Raw genomic sequence first — 22,084 nt, 5'->3', positions numbered from 1 at the left:
GCATTGAACTCCCTCGTCTCATGTCTGGCTCCGGCACCCCTTGGAATTACTCATCTAGTCGACCCACCCCGCGATACGGCAGCTCCCGATGGTCTCCGGCGGGCTGTGTCAGGGGTCGAAGCGACACGGTTCCGACCCACGGCCCGGGGGATGGGTGGGCCGTCCGGACGAGCTCCTCAGACCGCGTCGAAGCCCAAGAGCCCGGGCACCACCACCGCCGACCAGCTGACGAGCACGATCACGAGCGTCGAGACCGCGGACAGCGCGACGGGGCGCACCCCCACCGTGAGCAGAGCCTTCACGTGAACGTTCAGCCCCAGGGCGAACATCGCGGTGGAGAGCGCGAGCGCCTGCAGGAGCCCGGCGGCCTCCAACACCGGATCCGGCACGACCCCTGTGCTCCTCAACGCCACGCAGGCGAGGAACCCCAACACGAACAGCGGGACGACGGGCGGGCGTTTCTTCCGGTCCGTGTCGTCGGCGGCGTCCGGCGCAGCCTCACCCCCGCGCCGGCTCCAGGCGATCCCGGCCAGGACCGGGACCAACAACAGCACGCGGGCCAGCTTCACCGTGACCGCCACGGCCAGGGCCCCGCCCCCCGCTATGCCACCGGCGGCCACGACCTGCGCGACCTCGTGGGTGCTCAGCCCGATCAGGAGCCCGGTCTGCTCGGGGGTGAAACCCGAGAGTGTGCCCAGCGCCGGCATCAGCGGGATCATCGCCGTGCCGAACACGACGACCATGGCGACGGCCGTCGCCACTTCCCGCTCGTCGGAGTCGGTCACCGAGTCCGTGCCCGCGACCGCCGCCGCACCGCAGACCGAGAACCCCGAGGCCACCAGGAGGCGCTGGTTCAGGCCCAGCCCGAGCAGGCGCCCCACCGCCATCGTGGCCCAGAAGGTGAGGCCGACCGCGGCGATCACAGCGGCGATCACCCAGACCCCGAGCCCGAGAACGTCCCCGATCAACAGCTGCAGGCCCAACAGCACGATCCCGAAGCGCAGCACCGGCTTGGCCGCCACCGCCGCGCCCGGGACCAGCACACGGGGGTAGGGGGCGCAGTTGCGCCACACCATCCCGACGACGATCGCGACGACCAGCCCGCTCACTCCGTCGAACGGGGCGGCGGCCGCCGTGCTGAGGGCCCCGACGACGCAACAGACGAGCAGCCCGGGCGACAGCCGCCCTAAGGCTTGACCTGGAGAAAGAGGGGTATTCGGCATGGGTCCCATGCTGTGACGGCTGCCGGAGGTCCGGTAGAGAGAGATCGACCATGAGGTCATATGGTGGTGATATGGATGAGGCCGGGATGACGGCGGAGTGGGTGCAGATCCCCGCCCTACGAGTGCTCGTCGCTCTTGCCGACTCCGGGTCCGTGGGGGCCGCGGCCCGCCGCGTCGGCATCGCCCAGCCCAACGCCTCGCGCAGCATCGCCATGCTGGAGCGGCGCACGGGCCTCAAGATGCTCGACCGTTCCCCGCGCGGCTCCACACTCACGCGGGAAGGGCAGCTGGCCGCCGCGTGGGCACAGGAGGTCCTGGACTCCCTCGAACGTTTCGCCGCAGGGACCCGGGCCCTGGCCCACGACGGGACCGGAAAGCTCGCCGTCGGGGCCTCACAGACCGTCGCCGAGCACCTCGCGCCCCTGTGGATCAGCCTGCTCAACCGTTCCCACCCGAGCATCAGCGTCGTGCTCGACATGCAGAACTCCGAGCGTGTGATCGCCGGCGTGGTGTCCGGTGAGTACGGGATCGGGTTCGTCGAATCGCCGACCGCGCCCGAGCACCTGCACCAGTCCGTCATCCGCGAGGACCCGCTCGAGCTGGTCGTGGCACCCGAGCATCCCTGGGCGGCGCACGCGGCCCGCGGCGGCGCCGTCCACCTGCGGGAGGTGGCCGAAACACCCCTGGTCATCAGAGAGGCCGGATCGGGCACGCGCGCGCTGGTGGACGAGGTGCTCGAACCGTTCGGCCCGGTGCGCCCGGTCAGCGAGCTCAACAGCACGGCGGCGATCATCCGGGCGGTCCGGGCCGGGGCAGGCCCGGCGATCCTGAGCCGGCTGGCGGCCGCCGACGAACTCGCCGGCGGCCGCCTGGTGCCGGTCCCGGTCGCAGGCGGCACACCGCGGCGCAAGCTGCGTGCTGTCTGGGCCGGCCCCGCCACCCCGGTCGGTTCCGCCGCACGCATGTTGGAGACCGCACTGGGGACCGACCACCGCTGAGCGCCGCACAGGGATCGGGGCCGCCGCGCGGATTCCCGGTCCGCGTCGTCGTGAGCCTCACTCCCGCCCGCCCACACCCCCGGACCGACGGCGCGTAGGCTCTGGGGAGCAGGGGCCCGGCCCCTGTCCGCCGCCCCGTACCGGCACCGATACCCGGCCGGGGCAGGGCGGAGCGACACACGTCCCGCGGCTTTCCGGCCCGGGAGCCTTCTGGAGGAGCACGGTGAACGACGGCTGGTTCGAGCGGCGCACCCGGCAATGGACCGAGTGGACGCCGCAACGCCTGGTGGAGCTCAAGAGGGACACCGGCACCACCGTCAGCCTGGTCGTCCCCGCCCGCGACGAAGAAGCCACCGTCGGAAGCATCGTCGCCCGCGTGCGCGAGCAACTGGTCGAGCGCTTCCCGCTCCTGGACGAGATCGTGGCCATGGACTCCGACTCCACCGACGCCACCGCACGCGAGGCGGCCCGCGCCGGCGCCCGCGTGCACCGCACCGTCGACGTGCGCCCCGACCTGGGCCACCACCGCGGCAAGGGCGAAGCGCTGTGGAAGGCCCAGTTCGTCACCGCCGGCGACATCCTGGTCTTCCTCGACGCCGACCTCGTCGAGTGGGACACCCACTTCGTCTTCGGGCTCCTGGGGCCGCTGCTGGAGGAAACCGGCGTGGAGCTGGTCAAGGCCTTCTACGACCGGGTCCTGGACCGCGAGGACGCCCGCCCCACCCACGAGGGCGGCCGCGTCACCGAGCTCGTCGCCCGCCCCACGATCGCGCTGCGCTGGCCGGAGCTGTCCGGCATCATCCAGCCGCTGTCGGGGGAGTGGGCGATCCGGCGCTCCCTGCTGCGCGAACTGCCCGTCCCGGTCGGCTACGGGGTCGAGCTGGCCACCCTCGTGGACACCCACCTGAGCCGGGGCGTGGACGCCATCGCCCAGGTCGGCATGGGGCGACGCGGACACCACCACCAGAGCCTGCACGGGCTCGGGGCCATGGCCACCGAACTCCTCGCGGTCGCCGACCGCCGGGCGGGTGCGGGGCCGGGCACCGACACCGTGGAACTGCACCAGTACGGGACCGGGGGGAAGACGATGACCACCGAGGTCGGGGTCGTGGAACGAGGGCCCGCGAGCCGGGTGGGTCCGCCGCCGGCCGGGCACGGAACCGCAACCGGGGCTCAGCTCGCAGGGAAGGTGGCCGGACGGTGCTGAGACTGCGCGGACGCGACTACGGCGCCGACACCTGCCTGGTCATGGCGATCGTCAACCGCACCACCGACTCCTTCTACGACAAGGGCGCCACCTGGGCCGACGGCCCCGCGCTCGAACGGGTGCGCAAGGTCGTGGACGAGGGCGCCGACATCGTCGACATCGGCGGCATCAAGGCGGCCCCGGGCGAGGAGATCGACGCCGACGAGGAGAAACGCCGTGTCGTGGACTTCGTCGCTGCGGTGCGAGCCGAGTTCCCCGACCTGATCATCAGCGTCGACACCTGGCGCGCCACCGTCGGGGAGGCGGTGTGCCAGGCCGGGGCCGACCTGCTCAACGACGCCTGGGGCGGCCACGACCCCGGGCTCGCGGAGGTCGCCGCGGAGCAGGGGGCGGCGCTCGTGTGCACCCACACAGGCGGCATCACCCCGCGCACCCGCCCGCACCGGGTCGCCTACGACGACGTGGTGCGCGACGCAATCGACTCCACCGTCGCGCAGGCCGAACGCGCCGTGGCCCTGGGCGTGGATCCGGCCTCGGCGATCATCGATCCGGCGCACGACTTCGGCAAGAACACCTGGCACTCCCTGGAACTGACCCGCCGTCTCGACGAGATGGTCGCGACCGGACGGCCGGTCCTGGTGTCGCTGTCCAACAAGGACTTCGTGGGGGAGAGCCTCGACCTGCCCGTGGGCGAACGGCTCACCGGGACCCTGGCGGCCACAGCGGTCTCGGCCTGGCACGGGGCGCAGGTCTACCGTGTCCACGAGGTCGCCGAGACCCGGCAGGTCCTGGACATGGTCGCGAGCATTCGCGGGGTGCGTCCCCCGGCCCGCACCGTCCGGGGTCTGGCCTGAGCCCGCTCCCCGGCACCCGCCCGCGTCCACGGACCGCACCGCCTGGAAGGAAACACCGATGATCGTCGGCACCGCAGTGTGCCCGCACCCGCCGCTGCTGCTGCGGGAACTGACCGGGGGCGAGGACGTGGCGGCCCCCGTGCGCGAGGCCTGCCACGGGGTGCTGGCCGAGCTCACCGCGGCCGCCCCCGACCGCCTGATCGTGGTCGGGGGCGGGGACACCACGGCCGAACACACCGACGCGCCCGTGCCCGCGCGTGCCTACGGGGGCGCGGGAACGCCGGTGGCGCAGGCCGACGCGCTCCCGCTGAGCCTTGCGGTGGCGCGCAGGCTCCTGGGCGAGACCGGGAACGCGTTGCCCGTGGAACTGCACACCGTCGCCCACGACGCCGACGCGGACGAGGTCGCGCGGGTGGCCGCGGGTCTGGCCGGGCGCGGCGAACGTGTGGGGCTGCTGGTCATGGGCGACGGGAGCGCGCGCCGCGGGGTGAAGGCGCCCGGCCACCTGGACGAGCGCTCCTTCGCCTTCGACGACACCGTGCACCGGGCCGTCTCGGAGGGCGACACCGCCGCGCTGGCCGGATTGGACGCCGCGCTCGCCGAGGAACTCATGGTCGCCGGACGGGCCGCGTGGCAAGTCATGGCCGCCGCGGTCGAGATCGAGGGTGCTCCGGTCTCGGCCGGGGTGCGTTACGCCGACGACCCGTTCGGGGTCCAGTACCTGGTGGGGGTGTGGACGTGCGAGTCCTCCTGAACGAAGGGGTTCCGGGCTTGGCGGGGGGTGACGGGCCGTTCCCCGGCGACCCGGCCGACGACGCCGCTCTGGAGCACCTGTACGCCTACCCCGACACCTCCGCGCGCGCTTGGGTGCGGGCGAACATGGTCGCGACCCTGGACGGCGGCGCTGCGGGCAATGACGGGCGGACCGCCTCCATCAACACCGAGCCCGACAACCGGGTCTTCACGCTGTTGCGCGACCTGGCCGACGTGATCCTCGTGGGCGCGGGGACGGCGCGCATCGAGGGATACCGGCGTGCGGCGCGGCGCAGCGGTGCCCTTGCCGAGCGCGCCGTGGCGGAGGGCCGCGGTGCGCATCCGGCGCTGGCGGTGGTCAGCGCGAGCGGGAGCGTTCCGCCGATCCTGGCCGAGGAGGTGCCCGACCGCGGGCCGGTGTACCTGGTGACCTGCGAGGCCGCGGGGGAACCTGCGTTGCAGCGCGCCCGCGACGTGTTGGGCGCCGAGCGGGTGCTCATCGCCGGGCGGGACGAGGTCGACCTGCCGAGGGCGGTGCGGGTCCTGCACGAGCGGGGGCTGCGCCGGGTTCTGTGCGAGGGCGGGCCGCGGCTGCTCGCCGACGTGGCGGCCGCGGGGGTGCTCGACGAGCTCTGCCAGACCGTGGTTCCGCTCATGGCCGGCGGTCGGGCCCAGCGCATCACCGCCGGGGTCCCCGCCGACCTGCACCTGTTCCCACGGCTGGTGCTGGAGGCCGACGGAACGCTCCTGCACCGGTGGATCCGCGACGGAGCGTGAAGGGCTCGCACGTGAGCCGAGCGGCCCGGGAACGGGCGTGACCGGATCGGGGCCGGGGCCCGAGCGTGATCGGAGGGAGCCGGAAACGGACGACGGCCGCCGCCCACGGGGAGGCGACGGCCGTCGGGTGATGGCGGAGGTCAGTTCACGGCATGCCGTGCGGCCCGGTCCTCGGCCTCCTCCACCATCCGTTCCTGGCGCCTGCGCACCTCGGGCCGCTCGGGCCGGGCCACGCGCGCCAGGGCCTTGTTCCGGCCGTGCCGGGAAGCCAGGTGCTTGGCGTCCGCACGCCGCATCCCCAGGTCGGAGCCCTGCTCGGACAGGGATTTCCTCACCCGGCCGCGGTAGGTGTGGCGGGCCAGGAAGTAGACGACCATGGCGCTGAGGAACACGAACGCCACCTTCGCGGCGATGCCGCCCAGCCCCTCGCCCAGCAGCGGTGAGTCGAAGAAGAAATGCCCCAGCATCGCCAGCAGCACCAGCCCCAGCGCACCCAGCGCCCGGCGCAGCCCCGGCCGCCAGTCCACAGCGGCCAGCACGCCGACGGCCGTCCCGGCGATCGCGGTCATCGCCCAGTGGCTGCCCAGGCCGGTCAACACCACCCGCACGATGGTGCTGTCGCTCACCGAGGTGGCCGGGGCCAGCGCGCCGCTCATGCTGATCGAGTTGAGCGCGTACAGGAAGTTCTCGGTCACCTCGAAACCCAGTCCTACGAGTGCCCCGAGGATGAACCCGTCGACGGGTCCGCGCAGGGCGCGCGGGAAGGCGACCGCGAGCACGACCACGCCGGCGAGCTTGAGGAGTTCCTCGTTGAGCGGTGCGGTCAGAGCCGCCGTCCAGGCCCCGGCGGTCTCGTAACCCAGGATCTGTCCCCACAGGCCACCCATACCGGTGTTGGCGTAGGCGGCCACACCGGTCGCTGCCAGGAGCCCCCAGACGGTGGCCAGTACCGCCACCGTGACTCGGGGAGGACGCACGGGCCTGATCCGCCGGAAGATGAAGAAACCGACGAGGTAGGTGATCACGCCCAGGCCGAAGGCCAGCACGGCCGGCCACGCGTAGGCGCGCACGATCCCGGACGCGTACATCCACGTCAGTACCAGCCCTATGACACAGGCCGCGGCCAGGACGGCCATTGCGGCCAGGGCCGGCAGGCGCTGTCCGGGCTCGTGTGCGCCGCGTCCGATGTGCACGGAGCCGGGCGCCCCTTCGCCGTCCCGGCCCGGGGCGGCGGGTTCGGCATCGTGTGGGCGGGACCCGTACGTGGTCTCTTGTTCGTGCTCGGGCCCGCGCTGGGAGGGCACCTGCCCCTCATCGCGGCCTGGTGTGTGCTTGCTGGGTTCGTGCGGTGCGCGGCCCATCATGACCCTCCCCGGTGCTCGAAGGAGACGGCTTCGACGACGTCCTCCACGGCGGCGAGGTCGGCCTCGGTGGCGTCCTTGCCGCCCAGGATCATCTCCACGGCGAACTCGCCGTCGGGGGAGGGGAAGACGGCGGCGCGTTCGGTTCGCCCTTGGGTGTGCAGGTCGCCGACCAGACCCTCGGTGCCGTCCTGGCTGTTGGCGTTCTCGGGCCGACCGAGCCGGGCAGATGCATCGTGGACCTTGCTGGTGGTCTCCATCCCCGCCCACAGGTTCTCCGGGGTGGCGTCCATGTCCTGCGGGGGCGTCACCGAGGTCAGATCGAGCTCGACCGGCCCTCGGGTGAGTACGTACTGCTGGCCGGCCATGGTGCGTGTGGTGTCCATGTTCCAGCCGCGTTGGGGCGGTTGCAGGGAGGCCGCGTAGTCACCGCCCGAGCCCACGTCGACCGTGTGGTCGGAGGCCAGTTCCTGTGTGCTCGGTGTGGCCGCGTCGAGCAGGGGCCATCCGGCCCCCAGCAGGACGACGATCCCGGTGGCCACCGCCAACGGGACCCAGTTGCTTCGGGGTCGGCGCGCCCCCGTGCCCTGTTCCGTCGCCTCTGCCATGCGTGCCCCCTTCGTCGTCCACGGACATGGCGTGTGACGACCAGCGAAGCAGTCCCTTTTGTGGGTTTCTGTAGCTTCGGAGGTGCTTGTTGCATTTTGGCGGGGATTTCACCGATTCAAGAGGAGGAAACCGCAGGAACGAACACCCGCAGCGCCGCCGGGTGCTTGGTGAAACGCACCTGGGACGGCCCCTCGACCACCTCGCCGTCCACCGCCAACAACCGCGGACGCGCCGCGATCGCCAACGACAGGTGCGGGGTCAAACGTTCGGTGTACCCGCCGCCCCGGGCGCGGTGGCCGGCCACCACGTCGGCGATCGCCCGCAACCGGGGAAAGGGCGAACGCGCCTCCAGCACCCGCACGTCCAGGCGGTTGTCGGCCAGGTTCTCGCGCAACGCCGGCACCCGCGCGTGCGTGCGGTACCGGCAGTTGCCGACGAAGGCCCACCACACCCGCGTGGGGCGCCCGTCCACCATCGCCGGGGTCGGCTCCACCGACACCAGGTCCTGCAGCAGGGCCAGCGCGAACGCCGGCCACTTGCCGATCCGGTGCGCCCACCGGTCCCGCCGCTCGACCATGCGCGGATACGAACCGAACGAGGAGGTGTTGAGGAAGATCCTGCCGTCCACATCACCCACGTCCACCCGCGCCGTGCGCCCGTCCCGGTAGGCCTCCAACGCCCGGTCCACCGAATCCAGCCCCAACGTGCGTGCGAAATTGTTGAGGGTGCCGTCGGGCAGCACCAGCAGGGGCCGCTCGTGCGCCAGCGCCGCCTGCGCAGCCGTGTTGACCGTGCCGTCACCGCCGGCCACCGCCAGCACCCGGGACTCGCGGGCAGCGGTGTCCATCATCTCGGCCATGTCGTCGTCGGCCGTGGTCGTCATGATCCGGGCCCGCGGCAGCACACGGGAGATCCGTGTCGTGGTGTCGGCCACGTGCGGGGTGGGCATGCCGCCGTCGGCCGCACGCGGGTTGAGCACCACCGTCACGCCGGAGCCCTCGGGGTCGTCGTTGCGGTCCGGGGCGGGCACCGCCCGGGCCCCGAAGGCCAACTCGGGCCGGGGCGGGACCAACGTGCGCGCCACCAGCGCCGCACCCGCACCGATCGCCGCACCGCCCAGCACATCACCGGGGTAATGCACCCCGCTGTGCACACGCGAGACCGCCACGGCACCGGCCAGCAGCCCCGCCAGCGCGGTCAGTGGTCGCGGGGCGTCCGCGCCCACCCCCGTGGCGAACCCCACGGCCGCGGCGGTGTGCCCGGAGGGGAAGGAACCGCTCGGGTAGTCGCGGTAGGGGAACCGGGCCCTGGGCACCGCCGAGCTGTCGGGACGGGGCCGGCGCACGACCTGTTTGACGGCGGCGGAAGCGGCGTTGGCCATCCCCGCCGCGGCGAGTGCCCGCATCGCGGTTCGCCGCAGACGCGGGTTGCCGCTCACCGCGAGTGTTCCCGCTACCAGGAACCACGGCGCCATGTTGTCGGTGGCCTGCACGAACTTCGGGGTGTAAGGGTCCAGGGAGGACACCCCCACCGAGACAGCGCGCTGGTAGGCACCTTCGTCGATTCGCCTCAGACGGCGCAGCATTCGCATGAACCCCACAATGGTGGGCGCGTGCCGCGCTGTCCAGAAGAGCCCCGGCCACCGGAACGAGCGCGCGTGCGGTGGCGGCCGCCCCGATCCCACCACACCCCCGCGCTCACCTCGCATCCAGCGGGCCCGGGGCACCTGCCGGGTGACAGAAGACACCCACCGGTCCGGCCTACACCGACGGGATCTGACCGCCGTCCACGCGCACCACCGAACCGGTCACGTAGGCGGCCTGCCGCCCGGCCAGGAAGGCCGCGACCGCCCCGTACTCCTCCGGCGAGCCGTACCGGCCCGCGGGGATGCCCGCCCGGTTCTTGGCCGAGGCCTCCTCCACCGGCAGGTCCTCGCGCTCGGCCTGCGCCCGGTCCAGCGACTCCACCCGTGGCGTGGCGATACGGCCCGGAACGATCACGTTCGCGGTGACCCCGTCCGCGGCGACCTCCGTCGACAGCGTCTTGGACCAGGCGTGCAGCGAGGCCCGCAGCGTGTTCGACAACCCCAGGTTCGGGATCGGCGTGATCGGACCGGAGGAGGTGCTGGTGATCACACGCCCCCACCCGCGCTCGCGCATCCCGCCGACCACGGCGTCGGTCAGCCGCACCACCGGCAGCACCATCGAGCCGTACTGCTCCTGCCACAGCTGCGGGTCCTGGCCCTGCACCGGGGTGGGCGGAGGCCCGCCGGTGTTGTTGACCAGGATGTCCACGGGCCCCAGCTCGTCGGCCACGCGCCGGGCCACCTCGTCGGCACGCTCGTGCTCGGCCAGGTCCCACACCAGACCCGTGGCGCGCACCCCGTGCTCGGTGCAGGCACGCACGGTCGCCTCCAGGCGTTCCTCGTTCCTACCGGTCACGGCCACGTGCACACCCTCGGCGGCCAGCGCCACGGCCATCGCCCGTCCCAGCCCGGAGCTGGCGGCGGTGACCAGGGCGACCTTCCCGGCGATCCCCAGGTCCATCGTTCTCCTCACGGTCGTGTCGGTGCAGGGGCATCCTGGCAGGAGAGCGGGCCGACGGGGAAGGCGGGGCGCGGCACGCGCCCGTCACATGCCCGGCACACGCCGAAACCCGGATGCACGAGGGCCCGCCCGTCGCGCGGGCGGGACGCGACGGGCGGGCCGATCCGACGGGGCGGCGGGTCAGCCCTGGCCGGGCACCACCACGGCGCGGCCGTTGACCTCACCGGCCTCCAGACGGCGGTAGGCCTCCAGCGCCTGCTCCATGCCGTAGCGCTCCACCTGCGGGCGGATCTGCCCGGCCCGGTACATGTCCACGACCTCCCACAGTTCCGAGACAGTGCCCCAGTAGGTGTTGGTCACATATGACTCGTAGGGGTTGGTGAAGAACGAGAACTCGTGCGTCCCCGAGCCGATACCCACGACGGACAACGCCCCGCCCTGGGCCATCGCCCCGGCCGCCGTGGCGATGGTCGAGCCGGCCCCCACGAAGTCGAAGGCGGCGTCGATGCCCCGCCCGTGCGTCTTCTCCAGGATCTGCTCCACCTGGTCGTCGCCGCCGGGAACCGTGACCGCGCCGTTGGCCTCGGCCTGCTCACGCGCGTCGGCCCTGAGGTCGGTCGCGATGATCGTGGCACCGGTCAGGGCCCGAAGGATCTGCACCCCGATCTGCCCCAGTCCGCCCAACCCGATCGCCAACGCGTACCTGCCCCCGCCCTGGAGGTGGGGCAGCGCCCGCTTGATGGCGTGGTAGGGCGTCAGGCCCGCGTCGGCCAGAGGAGCGGCGCTCACCGGGTCGGCGTCCCCCAACGGCACCAGATGATGGGCGAGCACAGTCACGTACTCGGCCATGCCGCCGTCCCGGCCCAGACCCACGGCCTGGTAAGGCATCGTGGCCGCGTTCTCGCAGTAGGTGTCCTTGCCCTGGACACACTGGCGGCAGTGCTGGCAGCCGATCGGCCCGTAGACGAGATAGGCCGCCCCGATCTTGATGCGTTCACTGACCCCGGTGCCCACACGCTCGACCCATCCGGAGTTCTCGTGTCCCAGCACGAACGGGGGTTTCTGCGCGCCGGGTGAGCCCTTCTCGAACGTGCGGTAAACACTCACGTCCGAGTGGCAAGCGCCCGCACCGGCCACCTTCAGCAGAACTTCGCCCGGCCCGGGTTCGGGCGCTTCCACATCGGTCAGGACCGGGAATGTCTGGTAGTCCTCGAAGACCACGGCTCGCATACGTGCTCCCCACTGTCGCAGAACCAGGCCTCGGACATCACGCACGGTCGGCCTGGCGGACACTCGAAGTTATCAACGCAGGTCCGTTCGGCTCGTTCAAGGCCGTGTACAGATCGTGTGCTTTGTTGTTGACACGGTGCGCCGGTGCGGCGATCGCGCTGCCGACCGTCGTAGGGCGGACCTGACTTGTTCTGGAGCCGGCCCCGGAGGGGTTCTCGCACGTGGTGCAGTTCTTCGACACCACGCTCTTTCCCCTGTTCGGGCTGGACCCGGTCCTGCACCGCCCGGGCTGACCCGGCCGGGGCCGCCGGCCCCGTACGCGCCGGCGGGCCTTCACAGCAGAGCCATGAGCTCCCGGCACGCCTGCGCGCAACGGCGGCACGCCTCGGCGCACACACGGCAGTGCTCGTGGTGGGAAGCGTGGCTCTCGCACTCCCGCGCGCACTCCTCGCACGCGCGCACGCACGCGCTCAGCAGCTCGCTGTACCATTCTCGCCGGCGCCCGTAACCACGGGTCAGCAGCCGGCCCGTGGCCGCGCACAGGTCAGCGCACTCCAGGTCGAGCCGGACACACTCCACGAGTTCTCCGACGCGGCTCTCCGCCAGACAGGCGTCCGCGCACGAGGTGCATGCCGTCGCGCACTCGGTACAGGCGTCGATGCAGGCGCCGAGTATCCGGGGGTCGAGCCCCTCGGCCGCGCCGGGGTGGGTCTCGAGCATCCGTGCAGTGACAGTCATCGTGTTCCTCCAGCCGCGGTCGACGACTTCTTCCCTGGGCGGGTCCGGTACTGCCCTGAGCGGGACCGGCGCACCGCTCACCGCCCGGTACCGGACGGGCCCTCCTGCCCGTCCTGCCCCTCCGGCCGGTCCTGCCGGTCCGGGCGGACCTCGCCCTCCTTGCCCGGCTCGGCGTCCTCCGAGGGGGAGGCCCCGTGCTGCTCCTCCTGCGCACCGGCATCCTCGTCCTCGGGGTACTCGCCCCGGGTCGCGGCGCGGCGGGCCTCCGGGTCGTACATGCGCTCGTACCCGGTGGGATAACGCCGCCCGTCGGGAGACTCCTCCCAGTACTCCTCCGAGCGCACCGCCTCCTGCGCACGCAACCGCGACCAGCGCAGCACGCCCAGAACGATGAAGATGACCACGATCGGAACGGCGATGGTCACCAGGACCCAGACCAACCATGCGGCACCGGGCGCGTCCATGCTCGCCCCCCTTCCGCTCGATGGGGCGGACGGCTGCCGCAGAGGGCAGCTCGCCCCTGGGATACCCGACGCCGGAGTCGTTTTAACGGGCCCCACCCGCCCCCACGGCCCCTGCGTTCGCCCGGGCCCCGCCCGTACCGGAGTGGGGCCACCCCGGGTGCACCCGATCCCCACGGCCGGGGCCCTCACCCCTCCACCGTCCGGGCGCGGGCCGGGCACCCGCGCCGACCGGCCCAAGAGCACGGAGACGCAACCCCATCTCTTGCCACCTGCGGTTTTCACGGCGCGAGCGCCGGGTAACCGTGGGAGAACATCCACGACCCCTCGAACGGAACGGAGACGGCCGGTGAGCGGTTGGAAGGCACCCGCAGCGCTCCTCGGGGCCCGTTGGACCCTGCGCAGGTTCCGCGACCGGAAGCGGCGCCCCACACCGGGCGAACGCGCCCTCGACCTGGCCGCCTGGGCCGGAGCCGGGGCCCTCATCGGCGTCGGCGCCTCCATGGCGGCCGGGAACCGCGGTTCCGGACGTCTGAACGGACGTGTCGCTCTCGTCACCGGCGGGAGCCGCGGCCTGGGTCTGCAAATGGCCCGTGAGTTCGGTGCCGCCGGCGCTTCGGTCGTCGTGTGCGGGCGCAACCGCGGCAATCTCGACCGGGCCGTGGCCGAGCTCTCCGGCCGCGGGATCGACGCTCACGGTGTGGTCTGCGACGTCACCGACCGTGAACAGGTACGCGCTCTCATCGGCGAGAGCGTCGAACGGTTCGGCCGCCTCGACGTCGTGGTCAACAACGCCGGCGTCATGCGGGTGGGCCCGGCCGAAGCCATGGACGACACCTACTTCACCGAAGCCATGGACATCATGTACTGGGGCCCCTTCCACGTCGCCCGCGAGGCCCTGCCCCACCTGCGACGCACCGAGGGAACCCTGGTCAACATCACCTCCGTGGGCGCTTACCTGACCGTGCCCCACCTGCTGCCCTACTCGGTCGCCAAACACGCCAGTGCGGCCCTGTCGGAGGGGCTGGCCGCCGAGACCGCAGGCACGGGTGTGCGCGTGAGCACGGTCGTGCCCGGCCTCATGCGCACGGGGTCGCACAGAGGCGTGCTCTTCATCGGCGACCCCGAGCGGGAGTACGCCTGGTTCGCCCTATTGGCCGGAATGCCCCTGCTGAGTGTGGACTCGCGCCGCGCGGCCCGCCGCATCGTCGGGGCGGCCGCGAGCGGACGGGTTTTTGTGATCCTGCATCCCACCACACGCCTGGGCCTGGCGGCGCGCGGCCTGGCCCCGGGGCTGACACAGCAGGCCATGGGGCTGGTGTCCAGGCTTCTGCCGGGGGTGCCCGAGCACGTGGACGAACGCACCGGCAGCCGGAGCGGGGACAGCAGGGTCGGACGTCTGGCCGAGAGCATCGGCGCTCTCAACGAACGAGCAGGGAACCGACTCAACCAGGACACGCGCGACCGGCGGTGAGGAACCGGCCGGGTGCGCGGGCGACGACGGGGGATCGCACGTGACGCGCATCGGCTATTTTCTGTCCACCGAGGAACACCGGCCCAGGGACCTGGTCCGGCAGGCCCAGGGAGCCGAGGCAGCGGGTTTCGACGCCCTGTGGATCAGCGACCACTTCCATCCCTGGTCGGAGAGCCAGGGCCAGGCACCGTTCGTATGGACCGTCGCCGGCGCGATCGGCCAGGCCACGGCCCTGCCGATCACCACCGCGGTGACGTGCCCGACCACCCGGATGCACCCGGCGATCATCGCCCAGGCCACCGCCACCACCGCAGCACTCGCACGCGGCGGATTCACCCTCGGGGTGGGCACGGGCGAGGCCCTCAACGAACACATCCTCGGCCTGCCGTGGCCGCCGGCCGCCCAGCGCCTGGCGATGTTGGAGGAGGCCGTCGAGGTGATGCGCCGCCTGTGGACCGGCAAGCTCGTCACCCACCGCGGCGAGTACTACGACCTGGACACTGCCCGTATCTACACCCTGCCCGGGGAGAGCCCGCAGATCTTCATGGCCGCCTTCGGCCCCAAGGCCACCACCCTGGCGGCGAACGTGGCCGACGGCCTGATCCAGGTTGCGCCCAGCACCGAGACCATCGAGATGTTCCGGGCGCGGGGCGGGGCGGGAAAACCCGTCCAGGGCGGCCTCAAGGTCTGCTGGCACGAGGACGGGGCCGAGGCCCGGCGTCTGGCCCACCACCGTTGGGCCAACGACGCCCTGCCCGGGGAAGCAGCACAGCTCCTGCCGTTGCCGCGCCACTTCGAGCAGCTCACCCGGGAACTGATCACCGAGGACAGGGTCGCCGAACAGATTCCGTGCGGACCCGACCCCGAGGCGCACATGGCAGCGATCCGGCCCTACCTACAGGCCGGGGTCGAGGAGGTCTACATCTCCCAGATCGGTGACGACCAGGACGGGTTCTTCGAGTTCTTCTCCACCGAGATCCTGCCCCGTCTGAGAGCCGAGGACCGGGCCGCCCCGGAGGCCCCCGGTCCGTAGGACGTCCCCCAGTGAAGGAGGTAGTGCACATGCCGACCCGGATGCGGGACGGGACCGTACGCGAGCCCGAGCCGATGCCGCCGGACCCGTTCCCTCCCACACCGATGCCGCCGCCCGAACCCGAGCCGGAACCGGTGCCGCCCGAGCCGCCGCTGCCCGGGCCGCCCGGACCCGAACCCGAACCGGAGCCGGCCTGAGACGAGGGCCCGTGCGGTGAATATGCCATGAGAGAGCCCCGGCCCGGGACATCGCCGCGATGTCCCGGGCCGGGGCCTGTCGGCAGGCAGGTATCAGAAGGACTCGACGGTGTTGATGGCCAGGTTCTCGTCGCTGCCCACGTCGACGAGCACACGGTCACCGGAGACGATCTGTCCGTCCAGCACCATCCGTGAGAGCTTGTTGCCGATGTTGCGCTGGATGGTGCGCGCCAGCGGCCGGGCCCCGTAGGTGGGCTGGTAACCGCGCTGGGACAACCAGCCGACCGCCTCGTCGGTGAAGCGCACGGCGATGCCCTGCTCCTCCAACCGCTGCTCGGTCTTCTCCAGCATGAGCCGGGTGATCTGGCCCAGTTCCTCCTCACCGAGCTGCTTGAAGACGATCACCTCGTCGATGCGGTTGATGAACTCGGGCCGGAACTCCTCCCGCAGGCGCCGCATCACCCGCTGCTCGGTGTCGGTGTCCATCTCCCCGCTGCTGGTGAAGCCCATCGGTGCGCCACCGCTGATGACCTCCGAACCCAGGTTGCTCGTCATGATCACCACGGTGTTGCGGAAGTCGACCGTGCGCCCCTGGCCGTCGGTCAGGCGCCCGTCGTCCAACAACTGCAGCAGCAGGTTGAACACGTCCGGGTGGGCTTTTTCGACCTCGTCCAGCAGCAGCACCGAGTAGGGGTGGCGCCGCACCGACTCGGTGAGCTGGCCCGCCTCCTCGTAACCGACGAACCCGGGGGGAGCGCCGGTCAGACGGCTGGCGGTGTGGCGCTCCTGGAACTCGCTCATGTCGATACGGATCAGAGCTTCCTCGGAGCCGAACATCGCCTGGGACAGGGCCCGGGCGAGCTCGGTCTTGCCCACACCCGTGGGACCGAGGAACAGGAAACTGCCCACTGGACGGTCCGGGTCGCCCAACCCGGCCCGGTTGCGGCGGATCGCCTCGGCGACGGCCGTGACCGCCTGGCCCTGGCCGATGACCCGCCCGTGCAGGACCTCCTCCAGGTTGACCAGACGCTCGCGCTCCTCCTGCGTGAGTTGGCTGACCGGGATCCCGGTGCTGCGCGAGACCACCTCGGCGATGTCCTCGGCACTGACCTCGGGCACCGAAGAACCGGTGCCCCGGGCCTGGTGCATAGAACTGCGGGCCTCGATGATCTCGTCCCGCAGCTGACCGGCGTGCTCGTAGTCCTCCTCCTGGACCGCCTTGTCCTTCTTCTCCTCCAGATTCTTCAGGTGCCCCTCGATCTCCCGCAGGGCCGTGCTGGAGGTTTTCAGGCGCAGACGCACCCGAGCGCCGGCCTGGTCGACCAGGTCGATGGCCTTGTCGGGCAGGAACCGGTCGGTGACGTAGCGGTCGGACAGCTCGGCAGCGGCCACCAGGCTCTCGTCGCTGAAGCGCACCTGGTGGTGGGCCTCGTAGCGGTCCTGCAGCCCGCGCAGGATCTCGATGCTGTCCTGCACCGAGGGTTCGGGTACCTGGATGGGCTGGAAACGCCGCTCCAGGGCCGCGTCCTTCTCGATGTTCTTGCGGTACTCGTCCAGGGTCGTCGCACCGATGATGTGCAGCTCACCCCGGGCCAGCGGCGGCTTGAGCATGTTCCCGGCACTGGTGGAGCCCTCCGCGGCGCCGGCGCCCACGATCGTGTGGATCTCGTCGATGAAGATCAACAGTTCGTCGGAGTGGGTGCGGATCTCCTCGATGATCTGGTTGAGGCGCTCCTCGAAGTCGCCCCGGTAGCGGGTGCCCGCCACGATCCCGGACAGATCGAGCTGCACCAGACGGCGCCCGCGCAGTACGTCGGGGACGTCGTCGTCGAAGATGCGCTGGGCGATGCCCTCCACGATCGCGGTCTTGCCTACACCAGGGTCACCGGTCAGGACCGGGTTGTTCTTGCGGCGCCGCGCCAGTACCTCGATGCACTGCTCGACCTCGGGGTCGCGCCCCACGACCGGGTCCAGGCGCCCCTCCCGGGCGAGCGCGGTCATGTCGGTACCGAACTCGTCGAGCGAAGGGGTGCTGGAGGGCTCGGACTCGCTCTGCTCCGTGGTGGACTGGGTGCCCGAGGCCTGTTGCAGGGACTGCGGGGTGATCCCGGAGTCGCGCAACAACTGGCTGACCGGGTGATCGGGGTTGACCGCGAGCGCGAACAGGATGTGCTCGGGCGTGATGCTGGAGCTACCGGTGGCACGGGCGATCTGCAGGGCGTCGAGCAGGGCGCGCTTGGCCGAAGGGGTCAGCCGCGCCGAACCCCGCACGGACCGGGGCGCCTGCGAGACGGCCTGGTCGATGACCTCCTCCAGTTTGGAGATCTGGGCGTCGGTGCGCTGGATCAACTCCCGGGTGGCCGGATAGCGCAGAAGCGACCAGAGCAGGTGCACAGAGTCGACATCGGCGCCGCCGCTCTCCAGGGCACGGTGCACGGAGGCGTCGGCGACCTGCCGTGCCTCGGGGCTCATGAGCTTGGACAGGTCGACCCGCCGCACCGGTCCGCGTGCGCCGAGGAAGCGGGCCAGGAACTCGTCGAAGGACCCGGGGTCGTTGCCCTGGTCGTCGGAAAAATCGTTGGTCATCGTTTTCTGCCCCCCGTGCTTGTGTCGTGGGTGAATAACCTTAAGCGATGGGTCCTCGGTGTCAGGAGGAAGCCTTGGTCAGTGCCGCGGCCTCCTCCTCGCTCAACTGCATCTCCATGACCGGAAGCAGCCCCGAGAGCTGGTCGAGGTTGCGCGCGCTGGACAATACCGATGCCACACCCGGGCGTTGCGCCAGCCACGCCAGCGCCACCGCCGCCTGTGTCGTGCCGCGCTCCCGGGAGATGCGGTCCAGCTCCGCCAGGACCTGCTCATTGCGCGGCTCCTCCAGGTACTCCCAGGCCTTACCGGCCCGGGGGCTGTCCACGTCGGCGCCGCCCCTGCGGTACTTGCCGGTCAGGAACCCGGCTGCCAATCCGAAGTAGGGCAGCAGCGACACGCCCCGCTCCTGGGCCAGCGGCACCAGGTCCGACTCGACACCGCGCTCGACCAGGTTGTAGTGCGGCTGTACGCACACCGGGGCGTGCAGGCCCTGGTCCGCGCAGATGTCCAACCACTGGGCGATGCGCTCCGGCCTGTGGTTGGACAGCCCCACCTGGCGTACCTTGCCCTGGTCGACCAGGGCCGAGAAGGCGCGTGCGCTCTCCTCCAGCGGGGTGTCGCGGTCGTCGAAGTGGGCGTAGTACAGGTCGATGGTCTCCACCCCCAACCGCTGCAGGGAGGCCTCGGCAGCGGCGCGGATGTTGCTCGCGCCCAACCCCTGGAACTGCGGGTGTTGGGACACCTTGGTCGCCAGAACCAGATCCTGCGGGCGGCTTCCCCGACGGGCCAGCCACCGGCCGATCACCGTTTCCGAATCGCCGCCGCTGTTGCCCTCGACCCAGAACGAGTAGGAGTCGGCGGTGTCCACGAAGTTGCCGCCCGCCTCGACGTAGGCGTCGAGCAGGTCGAAGGAGGTAGCTTCGTCGGCCGTCCAGCCGAAGACGTTGCCGCCCAGGCACAGGGACGAGACGTGGAGATCGGAGGATCCGAGACGGCGTAGCCGGGTCGCGTTCATGGTCACCAGGATTCGTATGGGGTTCGGGAGGCCCGGAAGACCTCTGTCACGGGAAGGTTACGCCTCAACGCACCCGGAAGGGCAAGTCTGTTCGCGGTCAGGAAAGTCCCCTGCGCATGCGCCTGCCGGGACGCGGCCGCTCACGGCTGCACCCTTGTGCCCGCCGTCGGGGACGTGTACGTCCCCGCTCAGGTGCCGACACGCCGGAAACAGGCACGCCGGGTCCGGGTCGACCGGAGTGCACCGGACCCGGCGTCGGTGGCCTGGCGCCGGTGCGCTGCGGCCCCTCGGTGGGAACGGCCGCGAGGGCCTTCCGGTTCTCGGCCCAGCGGGCCTCACACGCCGTGGGTGTCCCTGCGCACGCGGGCGTAGCGCTCGTGGAGCCCGGCGATCTCCTGCGGTTGCGCGGTGAACTCGGGCTCGCCCACATTCCACTCGGGCGGTTCCCCGGTGCCGGCGAGCACCCACGCGGCCTGGCGCGCGGCACCGATGGCGACGTACTCCGCGGGCGGTGGCACCTCCACAGGGGCGCCGAGCACGGTCGGTGCGGCCGCACGCACGGCCTCCGAACGCGCGGCGCCGCCGACGAGCTGTACCCGTTCGACGGGGACCCCGCTGTCGGTCAGGGCTGCGAGCCCGTCGGCCAGCCCCAGGAGCATGCCCTCCACGGCGGCCCGCGCGATGTTCTCCGGGCGCATGTTGTCCCGGTTCAGGTGGTGCAGCGACCCCGCCGCCCCGGGCAGATCGGGGGTGCGTTCCCCGTCGAGGTAGGGGAGCAGGACGATCCCTCCTGCGCCGGGTTCGGCGAGGGTGGCCAGGCGGTCGAGGCCGGGCAGGTCGGTGCCGAGCATGGCCGCGGTCGCGTCGAGTACGCGGGCGGCGTTGAGCGTGCACACCAGCGGCAGGTACCGGCCCGTGGCGTCGGCGAATCCGCAGATCGCGCCCTGAGGGGAGTGGGAGGGGTGGTCGCCCACGGCGAAGACGGTGCCACTGGTGCCGAGGGAGACCACGGCGTCGCCGGGGCGCAGGCCCAGGCCCAGGGCGCTGCCCATGTTGTCGCCGGTGCCGGGGGCCACGAGCGCGCCCTCGGGGGTGCGGCCGACCGCCTCGGCGGGGGAGGCGACACGGGGCAGGTCGAGCTGCCGTCCGAAAGCGTGCTCGAGCAGGTCGGTGCGGTAGGTGTTGCCGGCCGGGTCCCAGTAGCCGGTGCCGGAGGCGTCGCCGCGGTCGGTGGTGGGCCGTTCGGATCCGGAGAGTTTCCAGGTCAGCCAGTCGTGCGGCAGCATCACCCCCCGTGCCCTGGACGCGGCCGCGGGCTCGTGCTCGGCGAACCAGCGGAGCTTGGCGGCGGTCAGGCTGGCGGTGGGGACGGTCCCCACCGCGTCGGCCCAGGCCCCGGCGCCGCCGAGTTCGTCGACCAGGTCGGCGGCGGCCCCCGCGGACCTGGTGTCGTTCCACAGCAGGGCAGGACGCACGACCTCGCCGTGGTCGTCGACGGTGACCATGCCGTGTTGTTGTCCGGCCACGGCGACCGCCTCCACGCCCTCGAGCAGGCCTGCGGAGGCCTGGGTCAACGCCTCCCACCAGGCATCGGGGTGCACCTCGGTCCCGTCGGGGTGGGGTACGCGTGCTTCGCGGACGACGGTGCCGGTGTCGGCCTCGCAGACCACGATCTTGCAGGACTGGGTCGAGCTGTCGATCCCGGCGACCAGGGACATGTGCGGCGCTCCAGGGGGACGGGGGTGGTGTCACTCACAATCTATGCCGTGAACGGGCGCCGGGAAAGCGGTGCTGCGGGGCGGCCGGGGCCTGGGCCCCGGCGGCGGCTCCTGCCTCTGGTGGGCGGTCGGGCCGTCCTCGCGGGGTCGTTCCGGTGCGCTGTTCGAGGGCGGCGCATGTGGGGCACGTCACCAACAAGTGCGACAAAATGGACTATTCCTATCAAGAAGCTTGGATAGCCTCGGAGCAGGCATGTCGGTCCGCGCGTCGGGCCGGTGTGCCCGGCGGCCGGAACAGCGCGGCCGCTGCGTGCCCCCCGCGATCCTCCACCTTCCCGATCACGAAGGAGTGCACATGCGCACCACCTCGTTCGCCGCTGGAGCTACGGCCCTGGTTCTGGCGATGACCGCCTGCGGAGCCCCCAGCGAACAGTCCTCGGGCGGCGGAGAGGGCGGGGACGCCCCGCTGCGTGTGGGAACGATGCCCGTACCGCACGGTGACATCCTCTCCTTCATCGACGAGAACCTCGCGGAAGAGGCCGGCCTGGAGCTCGACATCCAGGAGATGTCGGACTACAACACCCCCAACGCGGGGCTGGTCGACGGTGAGCTCGACGCCAACTACTTCCAGCACCGCGAATTCCTGAACGAGTGGCAGGAGAACGGCCCGGACGCCGACCTGACCTATGTTACCGACGTCCACATCGAGCGGCTCGGCCTGTACTCGGAAGGCGTCGAGGACGTCGACGGCCTCGACGACGGCGCCGAGGTCGCCGTGCCCAACGACCCCGCCAACCTCAGCCGCGCGCTGCGCATCCTGGAGGAGGAGGGCCTGGTCGAGATCGCCCCGGAGGCCGGCGAGAACGCCACCGAGAACGACATCGTCGAGAACCCGCAGGATCTGACCGTCACGCCGCTCGAGGCTCCCCAGATCCCGCGCTCGCTCGCCGACGTGGACGCCGCGGTCGTCAACGGCAACTACGCCATCGAGGCCGACCTGACCGAGGAAGCCAACATCCTGGCCTGGGAGCCCGAGGGCGAGGACTACGTCGAGTCCTACGCCAACGGCCTGGTCGCCCTGGAGGAGAACACCGACGACGAGCGCGTGCAGAAGCTGGCCGAGCTGCTCGGGGACGAGCGTGTTCTGGAGTACATCCAGGAGACCTGGGAGGGCGTCGTCCTGGGCGTGAACGCCGACGGCGAGGTCGCCGAGGTCGAGGGCTCCGAGGACGAGGCTGCCGACGAGGAGTAGTCGGTAGCGCCGCTCCCGGCTCCGGGCCCGGGGTGCGCACCCAGCACGGGTG

General features: G+C 71.7%; 20 protein-coding genes. 9 read left to right on the top strand and 11 right to left on the bottom strand.

All coding sequences use genetic code 11. From position 1 onward, the window contains the following. Positions 1 to 176 precede the first annotated feature (176 nt). Positions 177 to 1,223: a YeiH family protein gene (locus D456_RS0122150; protein ID WP_083904667.1), complete on the bottom strand. Its 1,047-nt coding sequence runs from the start codon at positions 1,221 to 1,223 to the stop codon at positions 177 to 179. A 71-nt stretch (positions 1,224 to 1,294) separates the two neighbouring features. Here D456_RS0122150 and D456_RS0122145 point away from each other — a divergent pair, with 71 nt between their 5' ends. The 5 genes from D456_RS0122145 (at position 1,295) to D456_RS0122125 (ending at position 5,812) form a co-directional block, all read left to right on the top strand. Further along, a complete protein-coding gene (locus tag D456_RS0122145; RefSeq protein ID WP_017578368.1) occupies positions 1,295 to 2,221 on the top strand; it encodes a LysR family transcriptional regulator in 927 nt (308 codons plus the stop codon). A gap of 223 nt (positions 2,222 to 2,444) precedes the next feature. Further along, positions 2,445 to 3,428: a glucosyl-3-phosphoglycerate synthase gene (locus D456_RS0122140; protein WP_017578367.1), complete on the top strand. Its 984-nt coding sequence runs from the start codon at positions 2,445 to 2,447 to the stop codon at positions 3,426 to 3,428. Next, on the top strand, positions 3,422 to 4,282 hold the full coding sequence (folP, locus tag D456_RS0122135; RefSeq protein WP_017578366.1) for a dihydropteroate synthase: 861 nt from the start codon (positions 3,422 to 3,424) through the stop codon (positions 4,280 to 4,282). The genes D456_RS0122140 and folP overlap by 7 nt, the downstream gene beginning before the upstream one ends. A gap of 58 nt (positions 4,283 to 4,340) precedes the next feature. After that, entirely contained in the window at positions 4,341 to 5,036 is a 696-nt protein-coding gene (locus D456_RS0122130; RefSeq protein WP_017578365.1) for a class III extradiol ring-cleavage dioxygenase family protein, read from the top strand. Then, positions 5,021 to 5,812 carry a pyrimidine reductase family protein gene (locus D456_RS0122125; protein WP_040699897.1) on the top strand — a complete coding sequence of 264 codons (792 nt, stop codon included), beginning with the start codon at positions 5,021 to 5,023 and terminating at the stop codon, positions 5,810 to 5,812. The genes D456_RS0122130 and D456_RS0122125 overlap by 16 nt, the downstream gene beginning before the upstream one ends. Before the next feature lie 140 nt (positions 5,813 to 5,952). Here the strand turns inward: D456_RS0122125 and D456_RS0122120 are convergent, their stop codons facing one another. The 7 genes from D456_RS0122120 to D456_RS0122090 form a co-directional block, all read right to left on the bottom strand. Next, on the bottom strand, positions 5,953 to 7,173 hold the full coding sequence (locus D456_RS0122120) for a PrsW family intramembrane metalloprotease (protein WP_017578363.1): 1,221 nt from the start codon (positions 7,171 to 7,173) through the stop codon (positions 5,953 to 5,955). After that, positions 7,173 to 7,781 (bottom strand): hypothetical protein, encoded by a 609-nt coding sequence (locus tag D456_RS0122115; RefSeq protein WP_017578362.1) that lies wholly within the window; start codon positions 7,779 to 7,781, stop codon positions 7,173 to 7,175. Before D456_RS0122115 ends, D456_RS0122120 begins: the two co-directional genes overlap by 1 nt. A 116-nt stretch (positions 7,782 to 7,897) precedes the next feature. Continuing rightward, positions 7,898 to 9,373, bottom strand: coding sequence for a bifunctional phosphatase PAP2/diacylglycerol kinase family protein (locus tag D456_RS0122110; RefSeq protein WP_026116126.1), 1,476 nt, complete (start codon positions 9,371 to 9,373; stop codon positions 7,898 to 7,900). Positions 9,374 to 9,542: 169 nt separating this feature from the next. Next, entirely contained in the window at positions 9,543 to 10,328 is a 786-nt protein-coding gene (locus D456_RS0122105) for an SDR family oxidoreductase (protein WP_017578360.1), read from the bottom strand. 180 nt (positions 10,329 to 10,508) lie between these two features. Continuing rightward, positions 10,509 to 11,558, bottom strand: coding sequence for an NAD(P)-dependent alcohol dehydrogenase (locus D456_RS0122100; protein ID WP_017578359.1), 1,050 nt, complete (start codon positions 11,556 to 11,558; stop codon positions 10,509 to 10,511). Between the two features lie 333 nt (positions 11,559 to 11,891). Next, on the bottom strand, positions 11,892 to 12,296 hold the full coding sequence (locus tag D456_RS0122095; protein WP_026116125.1) for a four-helix bundle copper-binding protein: 405 nt from the start codon (positions 12,294 to 12,296) through the stop codon (positions 11,892 to 11,894). 77 nt (positions 12,297 to 12,373) lie between these two features. Continuing rightward, on the bottom strand, positions 12,374 to 12,760 hold the full coding sequence (locus tag D456_RS0122090; RefSeq protein WP_017578357.1) for a hypothetical protein: 387 nt from the start codon (positions 12,758 to 12,760) through the stop codon (positions 12,374 to 12,376). Between the two features lie 346 nt (positions 12,761 to 13,106). Between D456_RS0122090 and D456_RS0122085 the strand changes: the two genes are divergently transcribed. Genes D456_RS0122085 through D456_RS27180 form a run of 3 tightly spaced genes read left to right on the top strand, consistent with a single transcriptional unit; the run spans position 13,107 to position 15,461 of the window. Further along, entirely contained in the window at positions 13,107 to 14,231 is a 1,125-nt protein-coding gene (locus D456_RS0122085; protein ID WP_017578356.1) for an SDR family NAD(P)-dependent oxidoreductase, read from the top strand. 40 nt (positions 14,232 to 14,271) lie between these two features. Further along, a complete protein-coding gene (locus D456_RS0122080; protein WP_017578355.1) occupies positions 14,272 to 15,264 on the top strand; it encodes a TIGR03557 family F420-dependent LLM class oxidoreductase in 993 nt (330 codons plus the stop codon). Between the two features lie 29 nt (positions 15,265 to 15,293). Beyond that, the gene (locus D456_RS27180; protein ID WP_017578354.1) at positions 15,294 to 15,461 is read left to right on the top strand and encodes a hypothetical protein; all 168 of its coding nucleotides are present in this window, start codon (positions 15,294 to 15,296) and stop codon (positions 15,459 to 15,461) included. Between the two features lie 93 nt (positions 15,462 to 15,554). Here D456_RS27180 and D456_RS0122070 read toward each other — a convergent pair whose 3' ends face one another. The 3 genes from D456_RS0122070 to xylB form a co-directional block, all read right to left on the bottom strand. Further along, on the bottom strand, positions 15,555 to 18,047 hold the full coding sequence (locus tag D456_RS0122070) for an ATP-dependent Clp protease ATP-binding subunit (protein ID WP_017578353.1): 2,493 nt from the start codon (positions 18,045 to 18,047) through the stop codon (positions 15,555 to 15,557). Positions 18,048 to 18,108: 61 nt separating this feature from the next. Beyond that, a complete protein-coding gene (locus D456_RS0122065; RefSeq protein WP_026116124.1) occupies positions 18,109 to 19,062 on the bottom strand; it encodes an aldo/keto reductase in 954 nt (317 codons plus the stop codon). Positions 19,063 to 19,397: 335 nt separating this feature from the next. Continuing rightward, entirely contained in the window at positions 19,398 to 20,780 is a 1,383-nt protein-coding gene (gene xylB, locus D456_RS0122060; RefSeq protein ID WP_017578351.1) for a xylulokinase, read from the bottom strand. Between the two features lie 355 nt (positions 20,781 to 21,135). Between xylB and D456_RS0122055 the strand changes: the two genes are divergently transcribed. Next, positions 21,136 to 22,032, top strand: a complete 897-nt coding sequence (locus tag D456_RS0122055) for a MetQ/NlpA family ABC transporter substrate-binding protein (protein ID WP_017578350.1) — start codon at positions 21,136 to 21,138, stop codon at positions 22,030 to 22,032. The last annotated feature ends 52 nt before the right edge of the window (positions 22,033 to 22,084 follow it).

The organism is Nocardiopsis kunsanensis DSM 44524, from assembly GCF_000340965.1.
Lineage (GTDB): Bacteria > Actinomycetota > Actinomycetes > Streptosporangiales > Streptosporangiaceae > Nocardiopsis > Nocardiopsis kunsanensis.
This window is presented reverse-complemented; position numbering and strand designations above follow the sequence as displayed.